The organism is Sphingomonas sp. (assembly GCF_030145815.1).
Taxonomy (GTDB): Bacteria; Pseudomonadota; Alphaproteobacteria; order Sphingomonadales; family Sphingomonadaceae; genus Sphingomonas.
Genome location: NZ_JAIXHL010000001.1, coordinates 217,705 through 235,108, shown reverse-complemented (window position 1 = coordinate 235,108; position 17,404 = coordinate 217,705). Strand labels below are relative to the sequence as shown.

The 17,404-nt window shown below is 65.7% G+C and carries 18 protein-coding genes; 7 read left to right on the top strand and 11 right to left on the bottom strand.

What is annotated here, in order from left to right:
* Positions 1-8: 8 nt before the first annotated feature.
* Positions 9-611 carry an aspartyl/asparaginyl beta-hydroxylase domain-containing protein gene (locus KYX69_RS01165; protein WP_300492697.1) on the top strand — a complete coding sequence of 201 codons (603 nt, stop codon included), beginning with the start codon at positions 9-11 and terminating at the stop codon, positions 609-611.
* Positions 612-627: 16 nt separating this feature from the next.
* Here the strand turns inward: KYX69_RS01165 and KYX69_RS01160 are convergent, their stop codons facing one another.
* The 7 genes from KYX69_RS01160 to xseA all read right to left on the bottom strand — a co-directional run bounded on the left by KYX69_RS01160 (position 628) and on the right by xseA (position 8,787).
* Positions 628-852: a hypothetical protein gene (locus KYX69_RS01160; RefSeq protein ID WP_300492696.1), complete on the bottom strand. Its 225-nt coding sequence runs from the start codon at positions 850-852 to the stop codon at positions 628-630.
* A 57-nt stretch (positions 853-909) separates the two neighbouring features.
* The gene (locus tag KYX69_RS01155; protein ID WP_300492695.1) at positions 910-2,919 is read right to left on the bottom strand and encodes a tetratricopeptide repeat-containing sulfotransferase family protein; all 2,010 of its coding nucleotides are present in this window, start codon (positions 2,917-2,919) and stop codon (positions 910-912) included.
* A gap of 138 nt (positions 2,920-3,057) precedes the next feature.
* Positions 3,058-4,905, bottom strand: coding sequence for a TonB-dependent receptor (locus tag KYX69_RS01150; RefSeq protein ID WP_300492694.1), 1,848 nt, complete (start codon positions 4,903-4,905; stop codon positions 3,058-3,060).
* Positions 4,906-5,040: 135 nt separating this feature from the next.
* A complete protein-coding gene (locus tag KYX69_RS01145; protein ID WP_300492693.1) occupies positions 5,041-6,111 on the bottom strand; it encodes a TonB-dependent siderophore receptor in 1,071 nt (356 codons plus the stop codon).
* A gap of 183 nt (positions 6,112-6,294) precedes the next feature.
* Complete coding sequence (locus tag KYX69_RS01140; protein WP_300492692.1) at positions 6,295-7,176, bottom strand: M23 family metallopeptidase; 882 nt, start codon at positions 7,174-7,176, stop codon at positions 6,295-6,297.
* Positions 7,173-7,373, bottom strand: coding sequence for a DUF2093 domain-containing protein (locus KYX69_RS01135; protein WP_300492861.1), 201 nt, complete (start codon positions 7,371-7,373; stop codon positions 7,173-7,175). Before KYX69_RS01135 ends, KYX69_RS01140 begins: the two co-directional genes overlap by 4 nt.
* A 34-nt stretch (positions 7,374-7,407) precedes the next feature.
* On the bottom strand, positions 7,408-8,787 hold the full coding sequence (gene xseA, locus KYX69_RS01130) for an exodeoxyribonuclease VII large subunit (RefSeq protein ID WP_300492691.1): 1,380 nt from the start codon (positions 8,785-8,787) through the stop codon (positions 7,408-7,410).
* Between xseA and purD the strand changes: the two genes are divergently transcribed.
* From purD to KYX69_RS01115, 3 genes are all read left to right on the top strand, one after another.
* A complete protein-coding gene (purD, locus tag KYX69_RS01125) occupies positions 8,786-10,054 on the top strand; it encodes a phosphoribosylamine--glycine ligase (RefSeq protein WP_300492690.1) in 1,269 nt (422 codons plus the stop codon). The genes xseA and purD overlap by 2 nt on opposite strands.
* Before the next feature lie 139 nt (positions 10,055-10,193).
* Positions 10,194-11,933 carry a VWA domain-containing protein gene (locus tag KYX69_RS01120; RefSeq protein ID WP_300492689.1) on the top strand — a complete coding sequence of 580 codons (1,740 nt, stop codon included), beginning with the start codon at positions 10,194-10,196 and terminating at the stop codon, positions 11,931-11,933.
* A 59-nt stretch (positions 11,934-11,992) separates the two neighbouring features.
* The gene (locus tag KYX69_RS01115; protein ID WP_300492688.1) at positions 11,993-12,193 is read left to right on the top strand and encodes a hypothetical protein; all 201 of its coding nucleotides are present in this window, start codon (positions 11,993-11,995) and stop codon (positions 12,191-12,193) included.
* On the opposite strand, the gene KYX69_RS01110 is transcribed toward KYX69_RS01115, so the two are convergent.
* Positions 12,190-13,497: a hemolysin family protein gene (locus tag KYX69_RS01110; RefSeq protein WP_300492687.1), complete on the bottom strand. Its 1,308-nt coding sequence runs from the start codon at positions 13,495-13,497 to the stop codon at positions 12,190-12,192. The two genes, KYX69_RS01115 and KYX69_RS01110, sit on opposite strands and share 4 nt — an antisense overlap.
* Before the next feature lie 126 nt (positions 13,498-13,623).
* Between KYX69_RS01110 and KYX69_RS01105 the strand changes: the two genes are divergently transcribed.
* The gene (locus KYX69_RS01105) at positions 13,624-14,301 is read left to right on the top strand and encodes an OmpA family protein (RefSeq protein WP_300492686.1); all 678 of its coding nucleotides are present in this window, start codon (positions 13,624-13,626) and stop codon (positions 14,299-14,301) included.
* A gap of 44 nt (positions 14,302-14,345) precedes the next feature.
* Here the strand turns inward: KYX69_RS01105 and KYX69_RS01100 are convergent, their stop codons facing one another.
* On the bottom strand, positions 14,346-14,774 hold the full coding sequence (locus KYX69_RS01100; protein ID WP_300492859.1) for a nucleoside deaminase: 429 nt from the start codon (positions 14,772-14,774) through the stop codon (positions 14,346-14,348).
* Between the two features lie 87 nt (positions 14,775-14,861).
* Positions 14,862-15,137, bottom strand: a complete 276-nt coding sequence (locus KYX69_RS01095) for a hypothetical protein (RefSeq protein ID WP_294016333.1) — start codon at positions 15,135-15,137, stop codon at positions 14,862-14,864.
* A gap of 171 nt (positions 15,138-15,308) precedes the next feature.
* Between KYX69_RS01095 and rpmB the strand changes: the two genes are divergently transcribed.
* Positions 15,309-15,599 carry a 50S ribosomal protein L28 gene (gene rpmB, locus KYX69_RS01090; protein WP_300492685.1) on the top strand — a complete coding sequence of 97 codons (291 nt, stop codon included), beginning with the start codon at positions 15,309-15,311 and terminating at the stop codon, positions 15,597-15,599.
* A 100-nt stretch (positions 15,600-15,699) separates the two neighbouring features.
* Here the strand turns inward: rpmB and KYX69_RS01085 are convergent, their stop codons facing one another.
* Positions 15,700-16,674 (bottom strand): esterase-like activity of phytase family protein, encoded by a 975-nt coding sequence (locus KYX69_RS01085; RefSeq protein WP_300492684.1) that lies wholly within the window; start codon positions 16,672-16,674, stop codon positions 15,700-15,702.
* 346 nt (positions 16,675-17,020) lie between these two features.
* On the opposite strand from KYX69_RS01085, the gene KYX69_RS01080 reads away from it, so the two are divergent.
* A complete protein-coding gene (locus KYX69_RS01080) occupies positions 17,021-17,392 on the top strand; it encodes a glycine zipper 2TM domain-containing protein (protein WP_300492683.1) in 372 nt (123 codons plus the stop codon).
* The last annotated feature ends 12 nt before the right edge of the window (positions 17,393-17,404 follow it).

Here is a 17,404-nt window from a genome sequence, read left to right as displayed (position 1 = left end):
GATCGGCAATGTATCCCAACCCCCGCAAGACCACATCAATCCGCCGACTGGGACCGGTCGATGTGTCCGCGCTGCGTGCTGCCGTCGCCGCCATCCCTGAGGCGCTGTGGGACGCGGAGAATGCGGGGAAGCCGAACCGGTTCGAAGCGCTCGATTCGACGCGCCACATCGTGTTCCGCTTCGTTGACGGAGTGGATGATTGGCGCCGCAGCCATGATCGCCCGCTATGGGCCGAGTGGCAGCCGCTGCTCGACCCGGTACTGGCGGCTGCCACCGCACCCTATGGCTACGCACGCGGCGCGTTCCCGCGCGTCATGCTCGCCCGGATGCGCTCGGGCGGGGTCATCCGCCCGCATCGCGACGCCAATCCGGCCGCGAAATGGCCGCACAAGATCCACGTGCCGCTCGAAACCAACGACGGTGTCACCTTCTATACGGGCGACACCGGGCATCACCTGCCGATCGGCGAGGCTGCAGAGGTCGACAATATGGGTGTGCATTCGGTGACCAACGCCGGCGCAACCGATCGCACACATCTGATCTTCGAATACTATGATCTCGACCAGCCCGATCCGGACTGGATCGGAAAGAGCACATTCGCCCCGTCCTGATCGGCCGCAGCGGCGTTTAGCTGCCCTTTTCAATGCTGATGACCGGCTTGTTGAAGGATTCCGCGGCCGTTTTGCGCGCCGCTTCAGCAATCGCCTCCCACTCCGCACTGGTGCGGCAGGTCGTCTTGGTAAAGCGCGTGCCGGTTTGCTTCTGCTGCTTGCACACGCGCTTCTGCGGATCAGGCTTGGCGGGGTCGTCCGAGATGCCCGCTGCGAACAGGGCCATAGTGGTGAGGATCATCGGGCGACTCCGTAAAGCTCTGGAAACGCGGTCAGGCTAACCACTTCCGTGCCAAGTTCAACCGTCCGCACCAAGCTCGACCGGCGCGGTGCTCCCATATCCGAACGCGGCGACCCAGGGCTCCAGGATCGGCAGGACCTGCGCCAATTGCGGGCGATAGCGTTCCCAACGTCCGGTCGCGCGGGTGTAGATCGGTTCGGTCACCTGACCATAGCTCGGCGTCCGGATGAAGCCGCGGGCCTTCGCGGTGCGCTGATGGTCCAGCACCCCCGGATCCCATTCGAGGCCGAGAAAGTCGAACACCGGCCGCACCGTGCCCTCAACATCCGCGACCATCGTTTCATAACGCACTTCGTGGACATTGAGCGGAAAAATGCCCCGACACTGCTGCCAATAGGCCATCACGCGATCGTAAAGCAGGCTGCCACTGGTGAGGTCGAGAAAGCTCGCCATCGCTTGGGTCAGCTTGAAATTCTGCATGAAGCAGCTCAGCACCACGTCGCACGGGTGCCGCATCGCGAAGATGATCCGGGCATCCGGGAACAGGCGATGGATCCACGGCGCGCGCATCATCGACAGCGGGTTCTTGTCGACGATCAGCTTGCCCGCTGACTCCGGCGCAACCCGCGCCAGTTCCTCGAAATAGCGCCCGCGCAGCCGGTCCGCTTCGTCCTCACCAATCTCGGCGATGCGATCGAAACCGCCGAGTTCGTCGGCAACCTGTGCCAGAATCGGCACCTCCTCCAGCACATGGACCGACGGGTGCCCGAGCAGGATCGTGTCGAGCAGCGTCGTGCCCGAACGCGGAAAACCGACCATAAATGTCGGCGCGGCTGGCGTGGTCGGCAGGGTGATCGCGGGCCAGCGTGCGAACCACTCAAGCGTCGTCCGCGCCGCCAGCTGCTCCACCTCGGCCTGATAGGCGCGACGATCGACTCCCTGCCCCAGCGGGGACTGCGCCATCGCCCAGTGCATCTCCTCGAACGCCGCAAAGGCCAGCCCGGTCTCGCCGAGCTGATCGGCGACCTGCCCGACGAAATGCGACCGCACCGCCGGGTTGATCGATGCCGACCGCGCATCGCGCGCAAGTGCCAGCGCCGCATCGAGCTTCCCCTGACGCCGCAACACCATCGCCTTGAGATAATCGATATCCGCGCCCTTCGCGCCGCGGGACTCGGTCTGGCGCAAGAGCGCTTCCAGCTCCGCGATGCGATTGCCCTGTTCGAGCAAGATGCCCAGATTGAGCGAAGCCGGCCCAAAATCGGGCCGGGCATTCAATGCGAAGCGATAGGATTGTTCGGCCCGCGCGCGATCCTCCAGGTCCATGAACGCAAGACCCATCGCAACAAACGTCTCTGGATTGGTCGAATCGATCCGCGCGGCATCGGCATAGGCGACCAGCGCCTCGCGCGAACGGTCGAGCCGGGTCAGCGCGTGCCCGAATTCGATCAGCACGGCCGGATTGCGCGGATCGAGCCGCACCGCCTCCTGAAACGCCAGTGCGCTATCGTCGTAGCGCGACATCGACGCCAGCACGCGCCCGATATTGGTGTAGATGATGGCCGAGTCCGGGCGCAGGGTCCGGGCCTGCTGCAACGCGGCCAAGGCCGTTTCCAGCTCGCCAAGTTCATGCCGGATATTGCCGAGATTGTTCCAGCTATCGGCATCCTGCGGATTGGCTTCCACGATCTGCTGATAGGCCATGGCCGCCTCCCACGGGCGGCCAAGCGCTTTCAGAATATCGGCATGAAGACGGCGCATCGCGTCCGGCTGACCCGGTGCCCCCGCCAGCGCCTCTGCCTCGGCCAGCTCGCCGGCATCGACCAGCGCGCGCGCGAGATTGAAGCGCGACCCGGGATTGTCGCCGCCGGCCTTGAGCGCGCGGCGCAGCAGCGGCACGCCCAGTTTCGGCTCACCGAGCTGGCAATGAGCGATGCCGACGATCTGGAGCGCAGCCGGGTTGTTCGGTGCCTGCTTTAGCACCTGTTCGCCCAATTGCCGTGCGCCATTCGGGTCACCGCGCCCGAAGAGCGCCGCTGCCTGTTGCAGAGTCTGCTGGATATTCATGCCGTTACCCGAACCCGCGCACCGCGACCGTGCCCGCATCCGCGCGCACGGTCTGTCAAACCTAAGCGGCGCACCTTGCCCCAAAAAAGAAGGGCGAGGCAATCGCCTCGCCCTTCCAAAGCTGCTGATCCGGCTGGATCAGAACTTGAGCCGTGCCGACACGTAGAAGCGGCGGCCGATGACGTCGTAGGTCGACGGATCGGTGCCCGACTGCACGTTCGGTGCATAGGTCGGCGGCTTGCGGTCGAACGCGTTGTTCAGACCCAGACGCAGCGTCATGTTCTCGACCTGGCCCTGCAGGGCGAAGTCGAAATACCAGACCGAACCCGGGCCGGTGAACGTCTCGCCGATATACTGACGCGCCGCACGGTTCTCCATCGCGTCGATGTAGCGCACGCGGCTCTGCAGCGAGAACGCCTTGTTCAGATTGAAGCCGACATTCATCGTGCCCTTCCATTCCGGGAAGCTGGTGCCGAGACCAGCGCCGAAATAGGAGGCAGTGCCCGCATAGTCAGTCTGCAGACCACCAAGGCCGGTGACCTTGAAGTCGAACAGATAGTTGAGCAGCAGGTTGAAGCTGATCGACGATTCCGGCCCGACGAACTCGGTCGGCAGGTTGTAACCAAGCTGGAAGTCGATGCCCGAGGTCTTGACCGACCCCTGGTTGACTGCCTGGAAATAACCCGTTGCCGGATCACCACCCAGCGACGGCGGCAGGAAGATCGCCGCGATGTTGTTGTTCGAGCGGAACAGGCCACCGCAATAGGGGTTGGTCGCGCTCAGGCTCGGGTTGATGTCGTTATAGCCGTAGCACGACGCGATGATCTCGTTGACGTCCGGCGAGAAGATCGTGTCGCTGACCTTGATGTTGTAATAGTCGATCGAGCCGGTGAAGCCGAGCGCGTTGAACACGAACCCTGCCGTGAACGCGTCCGACTTTTCAGGCTTCAGGTTCGGGTTGCCCGTCACCGTGATGAAGGCCTGCGCACCCGGGGTTGCGACGAAGGTGTTGATCGTGCCCGCCGACACACCGGTCGCCTGACAGATGGCCGCAGCAGCAGCACCGCGCGTCGTGCGGAAGTTCGAGTTGTTCGAGCACGGATCGAAGATCTGCGGGAAGCTGCCGCCGCCCGAGAACAGTTCGCCAAAGTTCGGCGCGCGGACCGAGTGCTGATAGCTGGCGCGGAAGCGGAGCTCACGCACCGGCGACCAGGTCAGCGTGCCACCATAGGACCAGTCGTTCGAAGGCGAACCATCGACACCGTTCTGGATATCGTTGAAGTCGCTCTTTGAATGACGCGCCGTCAGGGTCAGCTCAAGGCTTTCGGCCAGCGGAGCGTCCTTCAGGATCGGGATCGACGCTTCGCCGAAGAAGTCGAGGAAGCTGTTGGTGCCGAGGTCGGGCGTGCTGGTGTTGAAACCAGCGATCGGGCCGAACAGGGCGCCGGGATCGAACTCGTAACGGAAGTCACGCTTCTCGGCGCCGAACACGACCGAGAGCGGGCCAGCCGGCAGCTCGGCGAGCTGACCGCTGATGTACGCCTGGGCGATCTTCTGGGTGAAGGTCGTCTTGGTCACACCCACTTCGTCGACGAAGTCGACGCAGTCCTGCGAGAAGGGCTGGATACCGAACGGGTTGAAGCCGCCGGCGCACAGGCTCACGCCGCCATCGGGCGCTTCGAGCAGCTGCTGGACGCGCTGGACGTTGACGTTACCGGTGGCGCGCTGGTCGATGACCGTCTTGCCCCACGAGTAATAGGCTTCGTAACGCCAGTTCGGCGCGATCTCGCCACGCAGGCCGGCGAGGCCCTGAATGACTTCGTTCTCGAGCTGCTGCTCGCGCAGGCCGGTGCCGAGGAAGCGATAGCCGATACGAACACCTTCAGCGGCGCCCGAACCGGTGAGCAGCGGATCGTCACCGGTGCGCGAGTTGACCAGCGCGACCAGATCCGGCGAGGCCTGCAGGAACGGGTTGGTGACCGGCACGACGAAACCGGTGATACGCTGACCCGGCGCAACCAGTGGGGAACGGGCGTTCAGGCCCGACGCGGTGCTGGTGGTGTTGACGATACCGGTGCTAACCGGGGTCGGCGCCAGCGCAGTTGCCGACTTGTAGTTGGTTTATGCGCCCTGGACGAAGAACTCGAACGAGTCGTTCACCTTGTAGTTGCCGCGGGTGAACGCCGAATAGCGCTCGAGCGGCAGCACGAGGATGTTCACGATGTCGAAGTTGTACGAGTAGAAGTCAGGGAAATAGTTGAGGTTCGGGTTTGCCGGCGAGTTCAGCGCGTAGCGGAAGTTGACCACGTCGCGCGGGTTGTTGAACGTGCCGACACCGAACAGGGTGCCATCCGAGTTGAACGCCAGCTGGTTGGTCAGCGGCAGCTGCGCGGTGGGGACGCCATAGGCGGTGAAGATCGAGTTGACGACCGTCTGGCTATACGGGTTGCTCGCGCTGTTGACGAGCGAGCCGGTCGGGAACGAACCGGTGGTCGAGGTCGCCTGCGCCGCGAACGGGCGCTGCGCCTTGATCAGACCCTGACGCTCGGCATATTCGACCGAAAGGGCGAAGTTGCCGCGGTCCTCGGCGAAGTTGCCGCCGATCGTGCCGCTGATCTGATATTCGCGCGCGTCGGTCTGCGGCATCGAGTTCGAATAGTTGGCGCGCAGATCCACGCCCTCGAAATCGTCCTTCAGGATGATGTTGACGACACCCGCGATTGCGTCGGCGCCATAGGCCGCGCCCGCGCCGCCGGTCAGCACGTCGATGCGCTCGATCAGGCCCTGCGGGATGGTGTTAAGGTCGACCGTCTGGTTCGACGCGGACACCATCGGACGACGACCATCGACCAGCACGAGGTTGCGGTTGGCGCCCAGGCCGCGAAGGTCGATGTTCGACTGACCGCCATTGCCGGGGTTATTCGACGTGGTCGTGCCGGCCGGATTGACCTGCGGCAGCGTGTTCAGGAACGTGTCGAGCGTCACGTCGGCATTCTGCGTGGTCTCAAGACCGGTGACGGTCGTGACCGGGCTGTTTGCCTCGAGGTTCGGGCGCAGGATGCGCGAACCGGTGATGACGATGGCCTCACCCTCGGCCGGAGCCTCTTCAGTCTGAGCGAAGGCCGGCGTTGCGACCACAGTGCCGATCAGCAGGGTCGAGGTAAGCAGGTGCCTGCGAACATTTGATACCATTGGAAGCTCCCCGTTTTTGGGCATCGCGTTGGACACCCCATCGTTCACGCACGGCAAACGCCGCGCAGATCGGGTATCGATACGTCTGTAACGATATGCCGCACAAGTGTTTGACACGCGGACTGTCGCAAAGTCGTCATGCCGTGACAAAAACGTCACATAGTGGGCGTAGGGCGCTCGGCCCTAGTCAGCCGTGACCGGCATTGACCCGGCGATCAGCAACGGGTCGATGCGCGCTTCGCCCCATTTCATCCCCCAGTGGAGATGCGGCCCGGTCGAGCGGCCGGTGGTGCCGATCGCGCCGATCCGCTGTCCCCGCCGTACCATGTCGCCGACCTTCACATCGATCCGCGACAAATGCAGAAACGCACTGTTGAGCGCCATGCCATGGTCGAGCATCAGCAGCTTGCCCTCCAGGGTGAACGGCTGCTGCGCGGCAAGGACGACGATGCCGTCAGCAGGGGCGATAATCGGCGTGCCGCTCGGGCGTGCGACATCGACGCCGGAATGATAGGAACCCGGCTCGCCCTTGTAGATGCGCTGCGATCCGAACAGGCCGGAGATGCGCCCGGTCACCGGCCACATGAACTCCTGCCGCCACCCCTGCACGTTGTGGGACTTGGCGCGGGCGGCATTAATCTGCGCCAGTTCGGCGGGGCGGCGGCGTTGAAATTCGGCGCTGGGCTGGGCAAAGCGCGGCAGCGTATTCAGCCGCTCGATCCGCCAGGCACGCGGCTGAACAGCCAGCGTCTGGCGCAGGCTGCTGCCATCGACCCGGATCGCAACCAGTTCGGCGCTGGCCGGGGCATCGCGATCGAACGCGATCAGGAACCGACCATCGGGCGCAACCGGCACGTCCCGGCCGTCGAGCCTTACCCGGCTCGTCAACGCGGGTGCCGTGCCGAGCACCGCGCCACCCTGGATCATCGGCCCGTCGAAGCGGAACGCGTTACGCGCCTGCGCCGATTGCGGCGGCGATGCAGCCGACGGATCCGCCCCCACACCGACAGCGCCCAGCAGCGCGAACATCGCGCCAACGAAGATCGTCCCCCCGACCAGCCTCACGTCGCAGTCATCGCCTTGGTCGCGATCTCCGCGGTCGCATAGGCTTCCTGCTCCGCCACGCTCCAATAGCGCAACGCGTCGAGCGGGATCTTCTCCCCGCTCACCGCGCACACGACATGATCGCCAGAGGACAGCACGCGAAAGCCGTTCGCCATATAATGAAGCCGTGCCGGACGGGCGGAATTGGACGACATCAGCATGGCTACGCTCACTCTTCGCTTCGGGGTCGGGTCAGAACAGGCCGGGCTGTTCGGGCTTGTCGTCAGCATAGGCCTTGCCGCTGCCACGCTCAACCCGCGCGTCCACCGTGCCGTCGCCGAACTGGAGCGTCAGCGCCCCGGCGGCGCGTGCGTCGGCAGCGCTGGCGATCACCTTGCCGGTCACCTTCGCCCCGACGCGGACATAGCCGCGCTGAAGCAGATTGTCGGGATTGACCGCGTCAAGAAGCTTGCTCGCGCCCTCCAGCCGATGGCGCAGCCCGTCCAGTTTGCGCTCCAGAACGGCAGGGCGCAGTGCCCCGGCGGCGCGGTCGAGCACCCCGCGCGCGACGGTCACGCGCCGCTCAAGCCCGCGATCGAGCCGCGCGGCAAGGTCGTCGGCCTTTTGCCGCTGCGGCCCGAGCAGCGCGTCGCGCCGCGGGAGCACGCGCACCAGCGCCTGCAACCGTTCATTTCCCCGCTCATGGTAACGGCGTGCGCACCGCTCCGTGCGCAGCGCCAGTGTCGCGACATGGTGGGACAGGTCCGCGCGCACTGGCACCGCCATCTCGGCGGCGGCGGTGGGGGTCGGCGCGCGCACATCCGCCGCGAAATCGCACAAGGTGGTATCGGTCTCATGCCCAACCGCCGAGATCACCGGGATGCGGCACGCAGCAACTGCACGCACGACTGGCTCCTCATTGAACGCCCACAGATCCTCGATCGAGCCACCGCCGCGCGCGACGATCACCAGTTCGGGGCGCGGAACCGGACCGTCCAGCGGCATTGCATCGAACCCGCGCACCGCCGCCGCAACCTCCGCCGCTGCGCCGTCGCCCTGCACCTTGACCGGCCAGACGAGCACGCGGGTCGGGAAACGGTCCGCCAGCCGGTGCAGGATGTCGCGGATCACCGCACCGGTGGGCGATGTGACGACGCCGATCACGCGCGGCGCGAAGGGCAAGGGTTGCTTACGCGCGACATCGAACAGCCCCTCGCCCGCCAGCTGCGCCTTCAGCTTCTCGAACAGCGCCATCAGCGCGCCTTCGCCCGCCAGCTCCATCCGCTCGATCACGATCTGGTATTTCGACCGGCCGGGATAGATGGTCAGCTTGCCGGTCGCGACCACCTCGATCCCGTCCTGCGGGCGGAACGGCAGGCGGTCGGCGGCCCCGCGCCACATCACGCCGTCGATGACGGCATCGGCATCCTTCAGCGCCAGATAGACATGGCCCGACGCCGCGCGCTTGTACCCCGAAATCTCGCCGCGCAGCCGGACATGGCCGAACTCGCCTTCGACCATCCGTTTCAGCCGGTGCGACAATTCGCCGATCGACAGCGGCGCATCATTGTCCCCTTCCTGCCCCTCGGCTACCAGCCGCGGATTATCGAAGTCGTCGAAGGGGTCTGACATGAACGTCCTGTTGCTTGGGTCGGGTGGCCGCGAACATGCGCTCGCCTGGAAGCTCGCGCAATCGCCCCGGCTCGATAGCCTGCATGCGATCCCCGGCAACCCCGGAATCGCCGATCATGCGACCTGCCACGACGTTCCGCTGACCGATCATGCCGCCGTGATCGCCTTTTGCCGCGCCCACGCCATTGGCTTCGTGGTGGTCGGCCCCGAAGCGCCCTTGGTCGACGGCCTCAGCGACGCACTGCGCGCCGCCGGTGTGCCGGTGTTCGGTCCGTCGCGGGCAGCAGCCCAGTTGGAGGGATCAAAGGGCTTCACCAAGGATCTGTGCGCGCGCGAGAATATCCCGACCGCAGGTTATGTCCGCGTGCGAGACCTCGACACCGCGCGCGCGGTGCTGGCGCGCGACTTCGGGCGTCCGGTGGTGATCAAGGCTGACGGCCTCGCCGCGGGCAAGGGCGTCACCGTCGCGATGACCGAAGGGGAAGCTCAGGCCGCGATCGCCGCGATCTTCGAAAAGCCCGGCGGGGAAGCGGTGATCGAGGAGTTTCTGGAGGGTGAGGAAGCGAGCTTCTTCGTCATCACCGACGGGACGAGCTTCGTGACCTTCGGATCGGCGCAGGACCATAAGCGGGTCGGCGATGGTGATGTCGGACCGAACACCGGCGGCATGGGTGCATACAGCCCCGCCCCGGTGCTGACCCCCGCGCTTGAGGCGGAGGCGATCGAAACGATCATCAAACCGACCATCGCCGGGATGGCCAAGGCGGGCACCCCCTATTCGGGCGTACTCTATGCAGGGCTGATGCTCACCCGTACAGGCCCGAAGCTGATCGAATATAATGCCCGCTTCGGCGATCCCGAATGTCAGGTGCTGATGATGCGGCTGGAGGATGACCTGCTCGAGCTGATGCTGGCGACCGAGGCGGGGGAACTCGCGGGCCGTGCCGCGCCACGTTTTTCGGCTGACACCGCGCTCACTGTGGTGATGGCGGCGAAGGGCTATCCGGGCACGCCGGAAGCGGGCGGTGCGATTGGCGGGATCGAGGCAGCGGAAGCGACCGGCGCAAAGGTGTTCCAGGCGGGCACCCGGCTCGACGGCGACACGCTGGTCGCGGCCGGCGGGCGTGTCCTCACCGTCACCGCCACCGGCTCCAGCGTCACCGAAGCCCAAGCCGCCGCCTATCGCGCGGTCGATGCAGTGGACTTCCCCACCGGCTTTGCCCGCCGCGACATCGGCTGGCGCGAAGTGGTGCGCGAGCGGGACTGAACCTCCACCGTCGCCCCGGCGCAACAGGCAAATCTGACAGATTCGGTCAACTGATGTAACATTATCACCCGTTCATCTGCCGCTCATCCGACGGGGCGCACGCTTGGTCGCGTCATTTGCGATGCAAAGGGGATGTTCCATGAAGCGCACCGCCGCCCTCGTCTCGCTTTCGCTGTTGCTCGGGGCCGCCGCGCCGCCGCCGGGACAGCACCGCCCCCATCGCCCGGCCCCGCCGCGCGCCGACAACGACGCGCCGGTGCGGTGCAAGACGGGCAGCGGTGGATATCGCCCGGGTTCGGCGATGCCCCCGCGCCGCTATTTCGCGCCGCCACCGGCCCCACCGCCGCCGCCGCCCGTGATGGCGGCACCCGCCCCCCGCGCCATCGTGCCGGGCTCTGCCGCAGATTATACCGCAAGGCGGGTCGCGCCCAGCCAAGCTGCGGCCGCCCCCTATGGCTCGGCCGACAATCGCGAGCGCTATGCGGGTAAAGAGGTCGCCGCGGTCCAGTCGGTCGCGAGCGCGCCGGTCTCCACCTTCTCGGTCGATGTCGACACCGGTGCCTACTCAAACGTCCGCCGCTTTCTACAAAAGGGGCAGACGCCGCCCGCCGAAGCGGTGCGGACCGAAGAGATGATCAACTATTTCCGCTACGATTACCCGCTGCCCGCCTCGCGGCAGCAGCCGTTCAGCGTGACCACCGATGTCGCGCAGACCCCGTGGAACCCGGACACCCGCCTCGTCCGGATCGGACTGCGCGGCTATGACGTGACCGCACAGGGGCGTCCCGCCGCGAACCTCGTCTTCCTCGTCGATGTGTCGGGATCGATGAGCAGCGACGACAAGCTGCCGTTGGTCAAGCGCGCGCTGACGATGCTCGCCGACAAGCTGACGCCGAAGGACAAGGTTTCGATCGTCGTGTACGCTGGCGCAGCGGGCGTCGTGCTCGACCCGACCTCAAACCCCAAACACATCCGCACCGCGCTCGACTGCCTCGAAGCGGGCGGGTCGACCGCGGGCGCTGCGGGGCTCCAGCTCGCCTATGACATCGCCAGCGCGAACTTCATCAAGAGCGGGATCAACCGCATCTTCGTCGCCACCGATGGCGACTTCAATGTCGGCGTGAGCAGCAACAAGGCGCTCGAGGCGATGGTGAAGAAATATCGCGACACCGGCGTTACCCTCACCACGCTCGGCTTTGGCGAGGGCAATTACAACGAGGCGCTGATGGAGCGCATCGCCGATCTCGGCAATGGCAACTATGCCTATATCGATTCAGCGATGGAGGCACAGAAGGTGCTCGACGACGAGCTTTCCGCCTCGCTCTTCACCATTGCCAAGGATGTGAAGGTCCAGGTCGAGTTTAACCCGGCGCAGGTCAGCCAGTATCGCCTGATCGGGTACGAAAACCGGGCGCTGGCCGAAGAGGATTTCGACAATGATGCGGTCGACGCCGGCGATATCGGCGCCGGGCATCAGGTGACCGCGCTCTATGAAGTCGTCCCGACCGGGGCCAAGGGCTGGCTGCCCGACCGCCGCTATGACGGCAACCGCCCGCCCGCGCCGAGCGCATCGGGGCGCGAGCTGGCCTTCGTCAAATTGCGCTACAAGCTGCCGGGCGAGGACACTTCGCGCCTGATCGAGAAGCCTGTCCCGGCATCGCTGCTGCGCACGGCAACAGCCCCGCGCGGCGACATGGCGTTCGCGACCGCAGTGGCTGCGCTGGGCCAGAAACTGCGCGGCGACAAATACCTCGGCGGGTACAGCTATGCCGCGATCCGCGGGCTCGCGGGCAACCCGCAGGGCTATTGGCGCAACGAGTTCCTCAAGCTTGCCCAGTTGGCGGCGGTGCAGGAAGTGCGCAGCGCATCGAAGGAGTGATGCACCCGATCGCTCTCCTCGCGCATTATCCCTGAAGACCTGCGCGGGGAGACGGCAAGATGAACGAGAAACCCTATGTGCCCCCTGCGGGAATGGCGGAGGCGTTCGAATGGGCCACCGTCACCCATTTTCTGATGATCGCGCTGCTCGCTGCCGGGGCCGTCGCGATCATCTGGTGGGGTCGGCGCCTCCATCGGCGCTGGAAGGAAGCGCGTGAGGACGCCGCGCGGGCCGCGCAGGAGCGCGACGCGGAGAACTAGGCTTCCATCTCGCTGACCAGCAGCTTGTCGATCTTGTGCCCGTCCATATCGACGATCTCGAAGCGCCAGCCCTGCTCGACAAAGCTCTCGCCCTCGTTCGGCAGCCGCTTGAGCACCGCCAAGGCGAGGCCCGCGACCGTCGCATAGTCGCGATCCTCGGGGAGCTCGATCTTGATCCGGTCCGCCAGCGTGTCGGCAGCGAGCTGGCCCGACACCAGCAGCGACCCGTCGTCGCGCACCGTGATTGCCGGATTGTCCCCGACATCTGCGTCGGACGCGAACTCACCCGCAATCGCTGCGAGCAGATTGGCGGGGGTCACGATCCCCTCGAAATGCCCATATTCGTCATGGACGAAGCCCATCGGCACCGCTGCACGGCGCAGCGCGCCGAGCGCGTCCATCGCATCGACCTGATCGGGCAGCACCGGTGCAGTTTGCGCCAGCGCGCGCAGGTCGAGCGGATGTCCCTCGATCAACGCCGTCACCACATCGCGCGCCTGCACCACGCCGATCACCGCATCGACCGACCCGTCGGCAACGGGCAGGCGGGTATGCGGCGTCGCGGACAGGGCCGCACGGATCGCGCCTTCATCGAGGTTGACGTCGATCCAGTCGACGTCGGTGCGCGGCGTCATCACCTCCCGCACAGGACGGTCGGCGAGGCGCACGACGCCGGAGATGATCGAGCGTTCATGCTCCTCGATCACGCCCGAATGCGTCGCCTCGGCGACGATCATGTGCAGTTCTTCGGCTGTCACGCGTTTCTCGGATTCGCGGTTAAGCCGCAGCAGGCGAAACACCAGCGCGCTGCTCTGGTCGAGCACCCAGACGATCGGCGCGGTGATGCGCGCCAGCAGCTTCATCATCGGCGCGATCAGCACCGCAAACGGCTCGGGCGAGCGCAAGGCGAACTGCTTGGGCACCAGCTCACCGAAGATCAGCGACACATAGGTGGTAAAGGCGATGACGATGGCAAATCCGATGGTTTGCGCCAGCTCCGCCTCGACGCCCAGCGCCGCGATCCGCGCGCCGGCCGGCGTGCCGAGGCTGGCGCCGGAATAGGCACCGTTGATGATGCCGATCAGAGTGATGCCGATCTGCACCGTCGACAGGAACTTGCCGGGATCGGCAGCCAGGTCGATCGCGGTCTGCGCACCGCGCTTGCCAGAACGCGCCATTCCCTCCAGCCGTGCCTTGCGCGCCGACACGATCGCCAGCTCAGACATGGCAAACACGCCGTTGAGCGCGACCAGTGCAAGAATGATCGCGACGTCGATCCAGGGTATGGGGGGAAGCGGGTCCATTGGCCTGCCCCTCCCATAGTCGCATTCATCCCCGTTTCACAACGCCCGATTCATGCAGTGTCGGTGCGCAAGCGGAACAAGGGCGCGTCTCGGGCCGTTTGTCGCGCGAAGTTCAAGGAGGCTGTAATGCGTATTTCCAACAATTGGGCCATGATCCCCGCCGTCGCCGCGCTGGCGCTGACGAGTGCCTGCGTGACCGATCCGGTCACCGGGGAACAGCGGATTTCCAAGGCCGGTATCGGCGCAATCGGCGGCGCACTGGGCGGCTATCTGCTCGGCGACATCGTCGGCGGGCGGCGCGACCGTACCGAAAAGATCGTCGGTGCCGGGATCGGCGCGGTCGCGGGCGCTGCGATCGGCAATTACATGGACCGGCAGGAGCGCGAGATTCGCGAGCGTACCGCCGGCACCGATGTCGAAGTAATTCGCCGCGGCGACGACCTGATCCTGTCGATGCCGTCGGGCATCACCTTCGCGACCGACAGTTCGACGGTGCAGGCACAGTTCCGCCCGACGCTCGACAAGGTCGCCGACGTGCTCGACCGCTACAACCAGACCTATGTCGACGTGTATGGCCACACCGATTCGACCGGATCGGACGCCTATAACCAGACGCTGTCGGAGCGCCGCGCTGTAGCCGTCGCCGACTATCTCGTCTCGCGCGGGGTCGAGGCAGCCCGTCTCGAAACGCTCGGCTATGGCGAAACACAGCCGATCGCGTCGAACGACACGGTCGAAGGGCGCGCCCAGAACCGCCGCGTCGAGATCAAAATCGTGCCGATTCGCGAGAGCGATATGCGCTGAACATGAAAGCAACTCTCCTTCTCTCCGCTTGCGGGAGAGGGAGATTACCGCCGCGCGGCGAAGAATTCGCGCAACAGCGTCGCCGCCTCGCCCTCACCGATTCCCGGATAGATGTCCGGTCGGTGATGGCAGGTCGGCTGGGTGAAGAACCGCGGGCCGTGCTCGACCGCGCCGCCCTTGGGGTCGCTCGCGCCATAATAGAGGCGGCCGATGCGGGCATGGGCGATCGCCCCGGCGCACATCGCGCAGGGCTCGAGCGTGACCCACAGGTCGCAATCTTCCAGCCGGTCGCGCCTGAGCGCCTGTGCAGCCGCGCGGATCGCCAGGATCTCGGCATGCGCGGTGGGGTCATGCAAGGTGCGCGGCGCATTCGCCGCGACGGCGACCACGCGGTCCCCCTGCATCACCACCGCGCCGACCGGCACCTCGCTCGTTTCGGCGGCGGCGCGAGCAGCATCGAGCGCGGAGCGCATGGGTTCGGGCAGCGGGAACATGCCGCTGCTATGCCGCAAGCGGCGGCGGTCGGCTACCATGCGCCGACGCGCCGCTGCTGAATGCAGTTACTTGGCCGCCGGAGTCGGCTGCGCCTTCTCGACCTCGACCGTCGGGACCTGAATGGTCTTGTTCTCCATGGTGATGGTCGGCACCTGGATCGTCTTGTTGGTGGTGCCCATGCCGACATCGCCGACGTCCGCCGCGACGGTCGGGGCCTTGCCGCCCTCGAACTTCACGGTCGGGAGCGCCCCCGGCTTCATATCGATGCTGAGCATGCCGAGCGACATCAGCACCACGATCACCACGGCCGCAAGGCCGAGAATTGCCAGAAGTCCACGCATCGAGTCCGATCTCCCTGTTCGAATCGTTTGCGAAATAACGCATCATTGACCATAGGGGTTGCACGCACGGCGCGATACAGGGCGATGCACGGTTGACGAAATCGCGCTGTCCCGTTATCGGGCCGCTCTTTCCCAGCGCCGCTGGACAGGCTGAAACCTAGGAACGATTCGATGTCGCGCATTTGCGAGCTGACCGGCAAGGGCCGGCAGGTGGGTCACAATGTTTCCCACGCCAATAACAAGACCAAGCGGACCTTTCTGCCCAACCTGCAGAATGTGACGCTGATGTCGGAAGCGCTTGAGCGCTCGATTCGTCTGCGCGTGTCGACGCACGGCCTGCGCTCGGTCGAGCATAATGGCGGCCTCGACAACTGGCTGATGAAGACCGGCGACGACAAGCTGTCGCTGCGTGCTCGTCGCCTGAAGCGCGAAATCGCCAAGAAGGCGACTGCCGCAGCCTGATTCGCTTCGGCGACCGGGTTTCTGATCGGCCCGCTCCCATTCTGGGACGCGGGCCGTTCGGCGTTTTTGCGGTTCTGGCCCGCGCCGATCAAACAGCGAATCAGCGATCCAGCCGGAATTTGAGCAGCAAAGAGCGCTGCAGAAACAGCTGATTATCGTCCGACGCAATCCACACGATCGTGTCGCGGCCTTCCCGCACGGCGGCGAGCGCCTCGAAATTATCGTGCACCACCGACCCCTCGAATCGGGCGATCTCGCGACCGGTAACGATCGCCCTGCGCCGAATCGCCTTGCGCGGAACAACCGTCAGCGTCGCAGTGAAGCTCAGCGGCAGCGCGAAGCGCCGGTTGAGGATCGCGATGCGCCCGTCCGGAAGCTCCGCCATATCGGTCGGCTTGAAGCCGCGCGGCGGACGATAGCTGAACGCGAAACCGCGGCGCGGGGCAACGACCGGATCGCCGCTGAACAGAATCCCGCGCACCGTCCCTGCAGCGTCGCCCTTGCGGTCTTCCGCCAGCATGATGAAGCGGCCATCGCGGAGCCGCACCATCGCCTCGGCCCCGCCATTGCTTGACCAGTTTGCGAGTGCCGGGGGCGTGGTATGCGTCTGCGCCCGCGCAAAGCCGCGATCATAGCGCCAGATGGCGTTCGCCCGCTCGAACCCGACCCAGATTCGCCCGGTCGCAGGATCAGTTGTCAGCGATTCGCTGTCGCGATCCTGCTTGCGCCAGCCTTTGCCGGGGCCAGCGGGAAGCTCGGCAAAGCGCACCGCGCGCGGCGTCCAGTCCGCGCCCATGGTGAACGACACGATGTTGCCGCCGTCGCTCAGCAGCGTGAACCGGTCGCCCTCCACCGCCATTGCTGAAAAGCCGCCAAACGCCGCGCCCTCCCCCTTCAGCACGACCCCCCCGAGAAAGGTCAGGCTGCCCAGCTGCGTGCGCTGGGGATTGCCGCGCTCCAGCAGCACTGGCGTCGCCTGCACGGTCGCGTCGCGCGGCAATAGCGGCAGCCGCGCCTCGCCCGACCAGTCCGGAACGAACAACAGGATCAGCAGGATCGACAGGAGGATGCGCATCGCGGCCCCTTCATAGCGGCCGCAATCGCGCCGCAAAGCTGAACCTCAGATAACAGCCTTGTTCAGCCTGGGTTGGCCGCCGTTCAGCTAAACGACAGCCAAGCTGTTCCGTGGCGTATCTCACGGACCTGCCCGACATGCCGGTGCGATCCGAACGCCCCGCCCGATTTCCCGTGTTGCGTATCGGGACTGGGCACTTCCCCCTAGGGCGCTACGGCCGCACCGGCACCCCCTTTACGATCCCGCAACAATCCTGAACCGCGCATAACAGGCGCATTCAGGGACGGCTCAATGCGATTGTGCGAATCCCTTGTTCAACGAGATCGAACGAACAAGGAGATACGACATGTTCAAGAAGCTTTCCCTGATCGGCGCCGCGCTGGCGATGACCGGTACCGCACTTGTCCCCGCGACCGAAGCAGCGGCGCAGAGCCGCTATGAGTATCGCGACGGACGGGGCTATTATGGTGACGGATATCGCGACTATCGCCGCGACACCCGTCGCTATGACCGCCGCCACAACTATCGTGGACGTGCCGATCAGTGCCGCGACGGTGATGGCGGCACGATCGTCGGCGCGATCGCTGGTGGCCTGGCCGTTAATGCCATCGCGGGTCGTGGCGACAAGACGCTCGGCACCGTTCTGGGCGGTGTCGTCGGCGCACTGGCCGGGCGCGAGATCGACCGGGCCGACCGTCCGGGCTATTGCCGCCGCTAAACGCGTCGCATG

Coding starts and splice junctions, on each gene's coding strand:
- KYX69_RS01120 (WP_300492689.1), top strand. CDS start 10,194: ATGAAGCGCACCGCCGCCCTCGTCTCGCTTTCGCTGTTGCTCGGGGCC.
- purD (WP_300492690.1), top strand. CDS start 8,786: ATGAACGTCCTGTTGCTTGGGTCGGGTGGCCGCGAACATGCGCTCGCC.
- rpmB (WP_300492685.1), top strand. CDS start 15,309: ATGTCGCGCATTTGCGAGCTGACCGGCAAGGGCCGGCAGGTGGGTCAC.
- KYX69_RS01085 (WP_300492684.1), bottom strand. CDS start 16,674: ATGCGCATCCTCCTGTCGATCCTGCTGATCCTGTTGTTCGTTCCGGAC.
- KYX69_RS01145 (WP_300492693.1), bottom strand. CDS start 6,111: ATGGTATCAAATGTTCGCAGGCACCTGCTTACCTCGACCCTGCTGATC.
- KYX69_RS01100 (WP_300492859.1), bottom strand. CDS start 14,774: ATGCGCTCCGCGCTCGATGCTGCTCGCGCCGCCGCCGAAACGAGCGAG.
- KYX69_RS01165 (WP_300492697.1), top strand. CDS start 9: ATGTATCCCAACCCCCGCAAGACCACATCAATCCGCCGACTGGGACCG.
- KYX69_RS01105 (WP_300492686.1), top strand. CDS start 13,624: ATGCGTATTTCCAACAATTGGGCCATGATCCCCGCCGTCGCCGCGCTG.
- KYX69_RS01080 (WP_300492683.1), top strand. CDS start 17,021: ATGTTCAAGAAGCTTTCCCTGATCGGCGCCGCGCTGGCGATGACCGGT.
- KYX69_RS01110 (WP_300492687.1), bottom strand. CDS start 13,497: ATGGACCCGCTTCCCCCCATACCCTGGATCGACGTCGCGATCATTCTT.
- KYX69_RS01115 (WP_300492688.1), top strand. CDS start 11,993: ATGAACGAGAAACCCTATGTGCCCCCTGCGGGAATGGCGGAGGCGTTC.
- KYX69_RS01160 (WP_300492696.1), bottom strand. CDS start 852: ATGATCCTCACCACTATGGCCCTGTTCGCAGCGGGCATCTCGGACGAC.
- KYX69_RS01155 (WP_300492695.1), bottom strand. CDS start 2,919: ATGAATATCCAGCAGACTCTGCAACAGGCAGCGGCGCTCTTCGGGCGC.
- xseA (WP_300492691.1), bottom strand. CDS start 8,787: ATGTCAGACCCCTTCGACGACTTCGATAATCCGCGGCTGGTAGCCGAG.
- KYX69_RS01095 (WP_294016333.1), bottom strand. CDS start 15,137: ATGCGTGGACTTCTGGCAATTCTCGGCCTTGCGGCCGTGGTGATCGTG.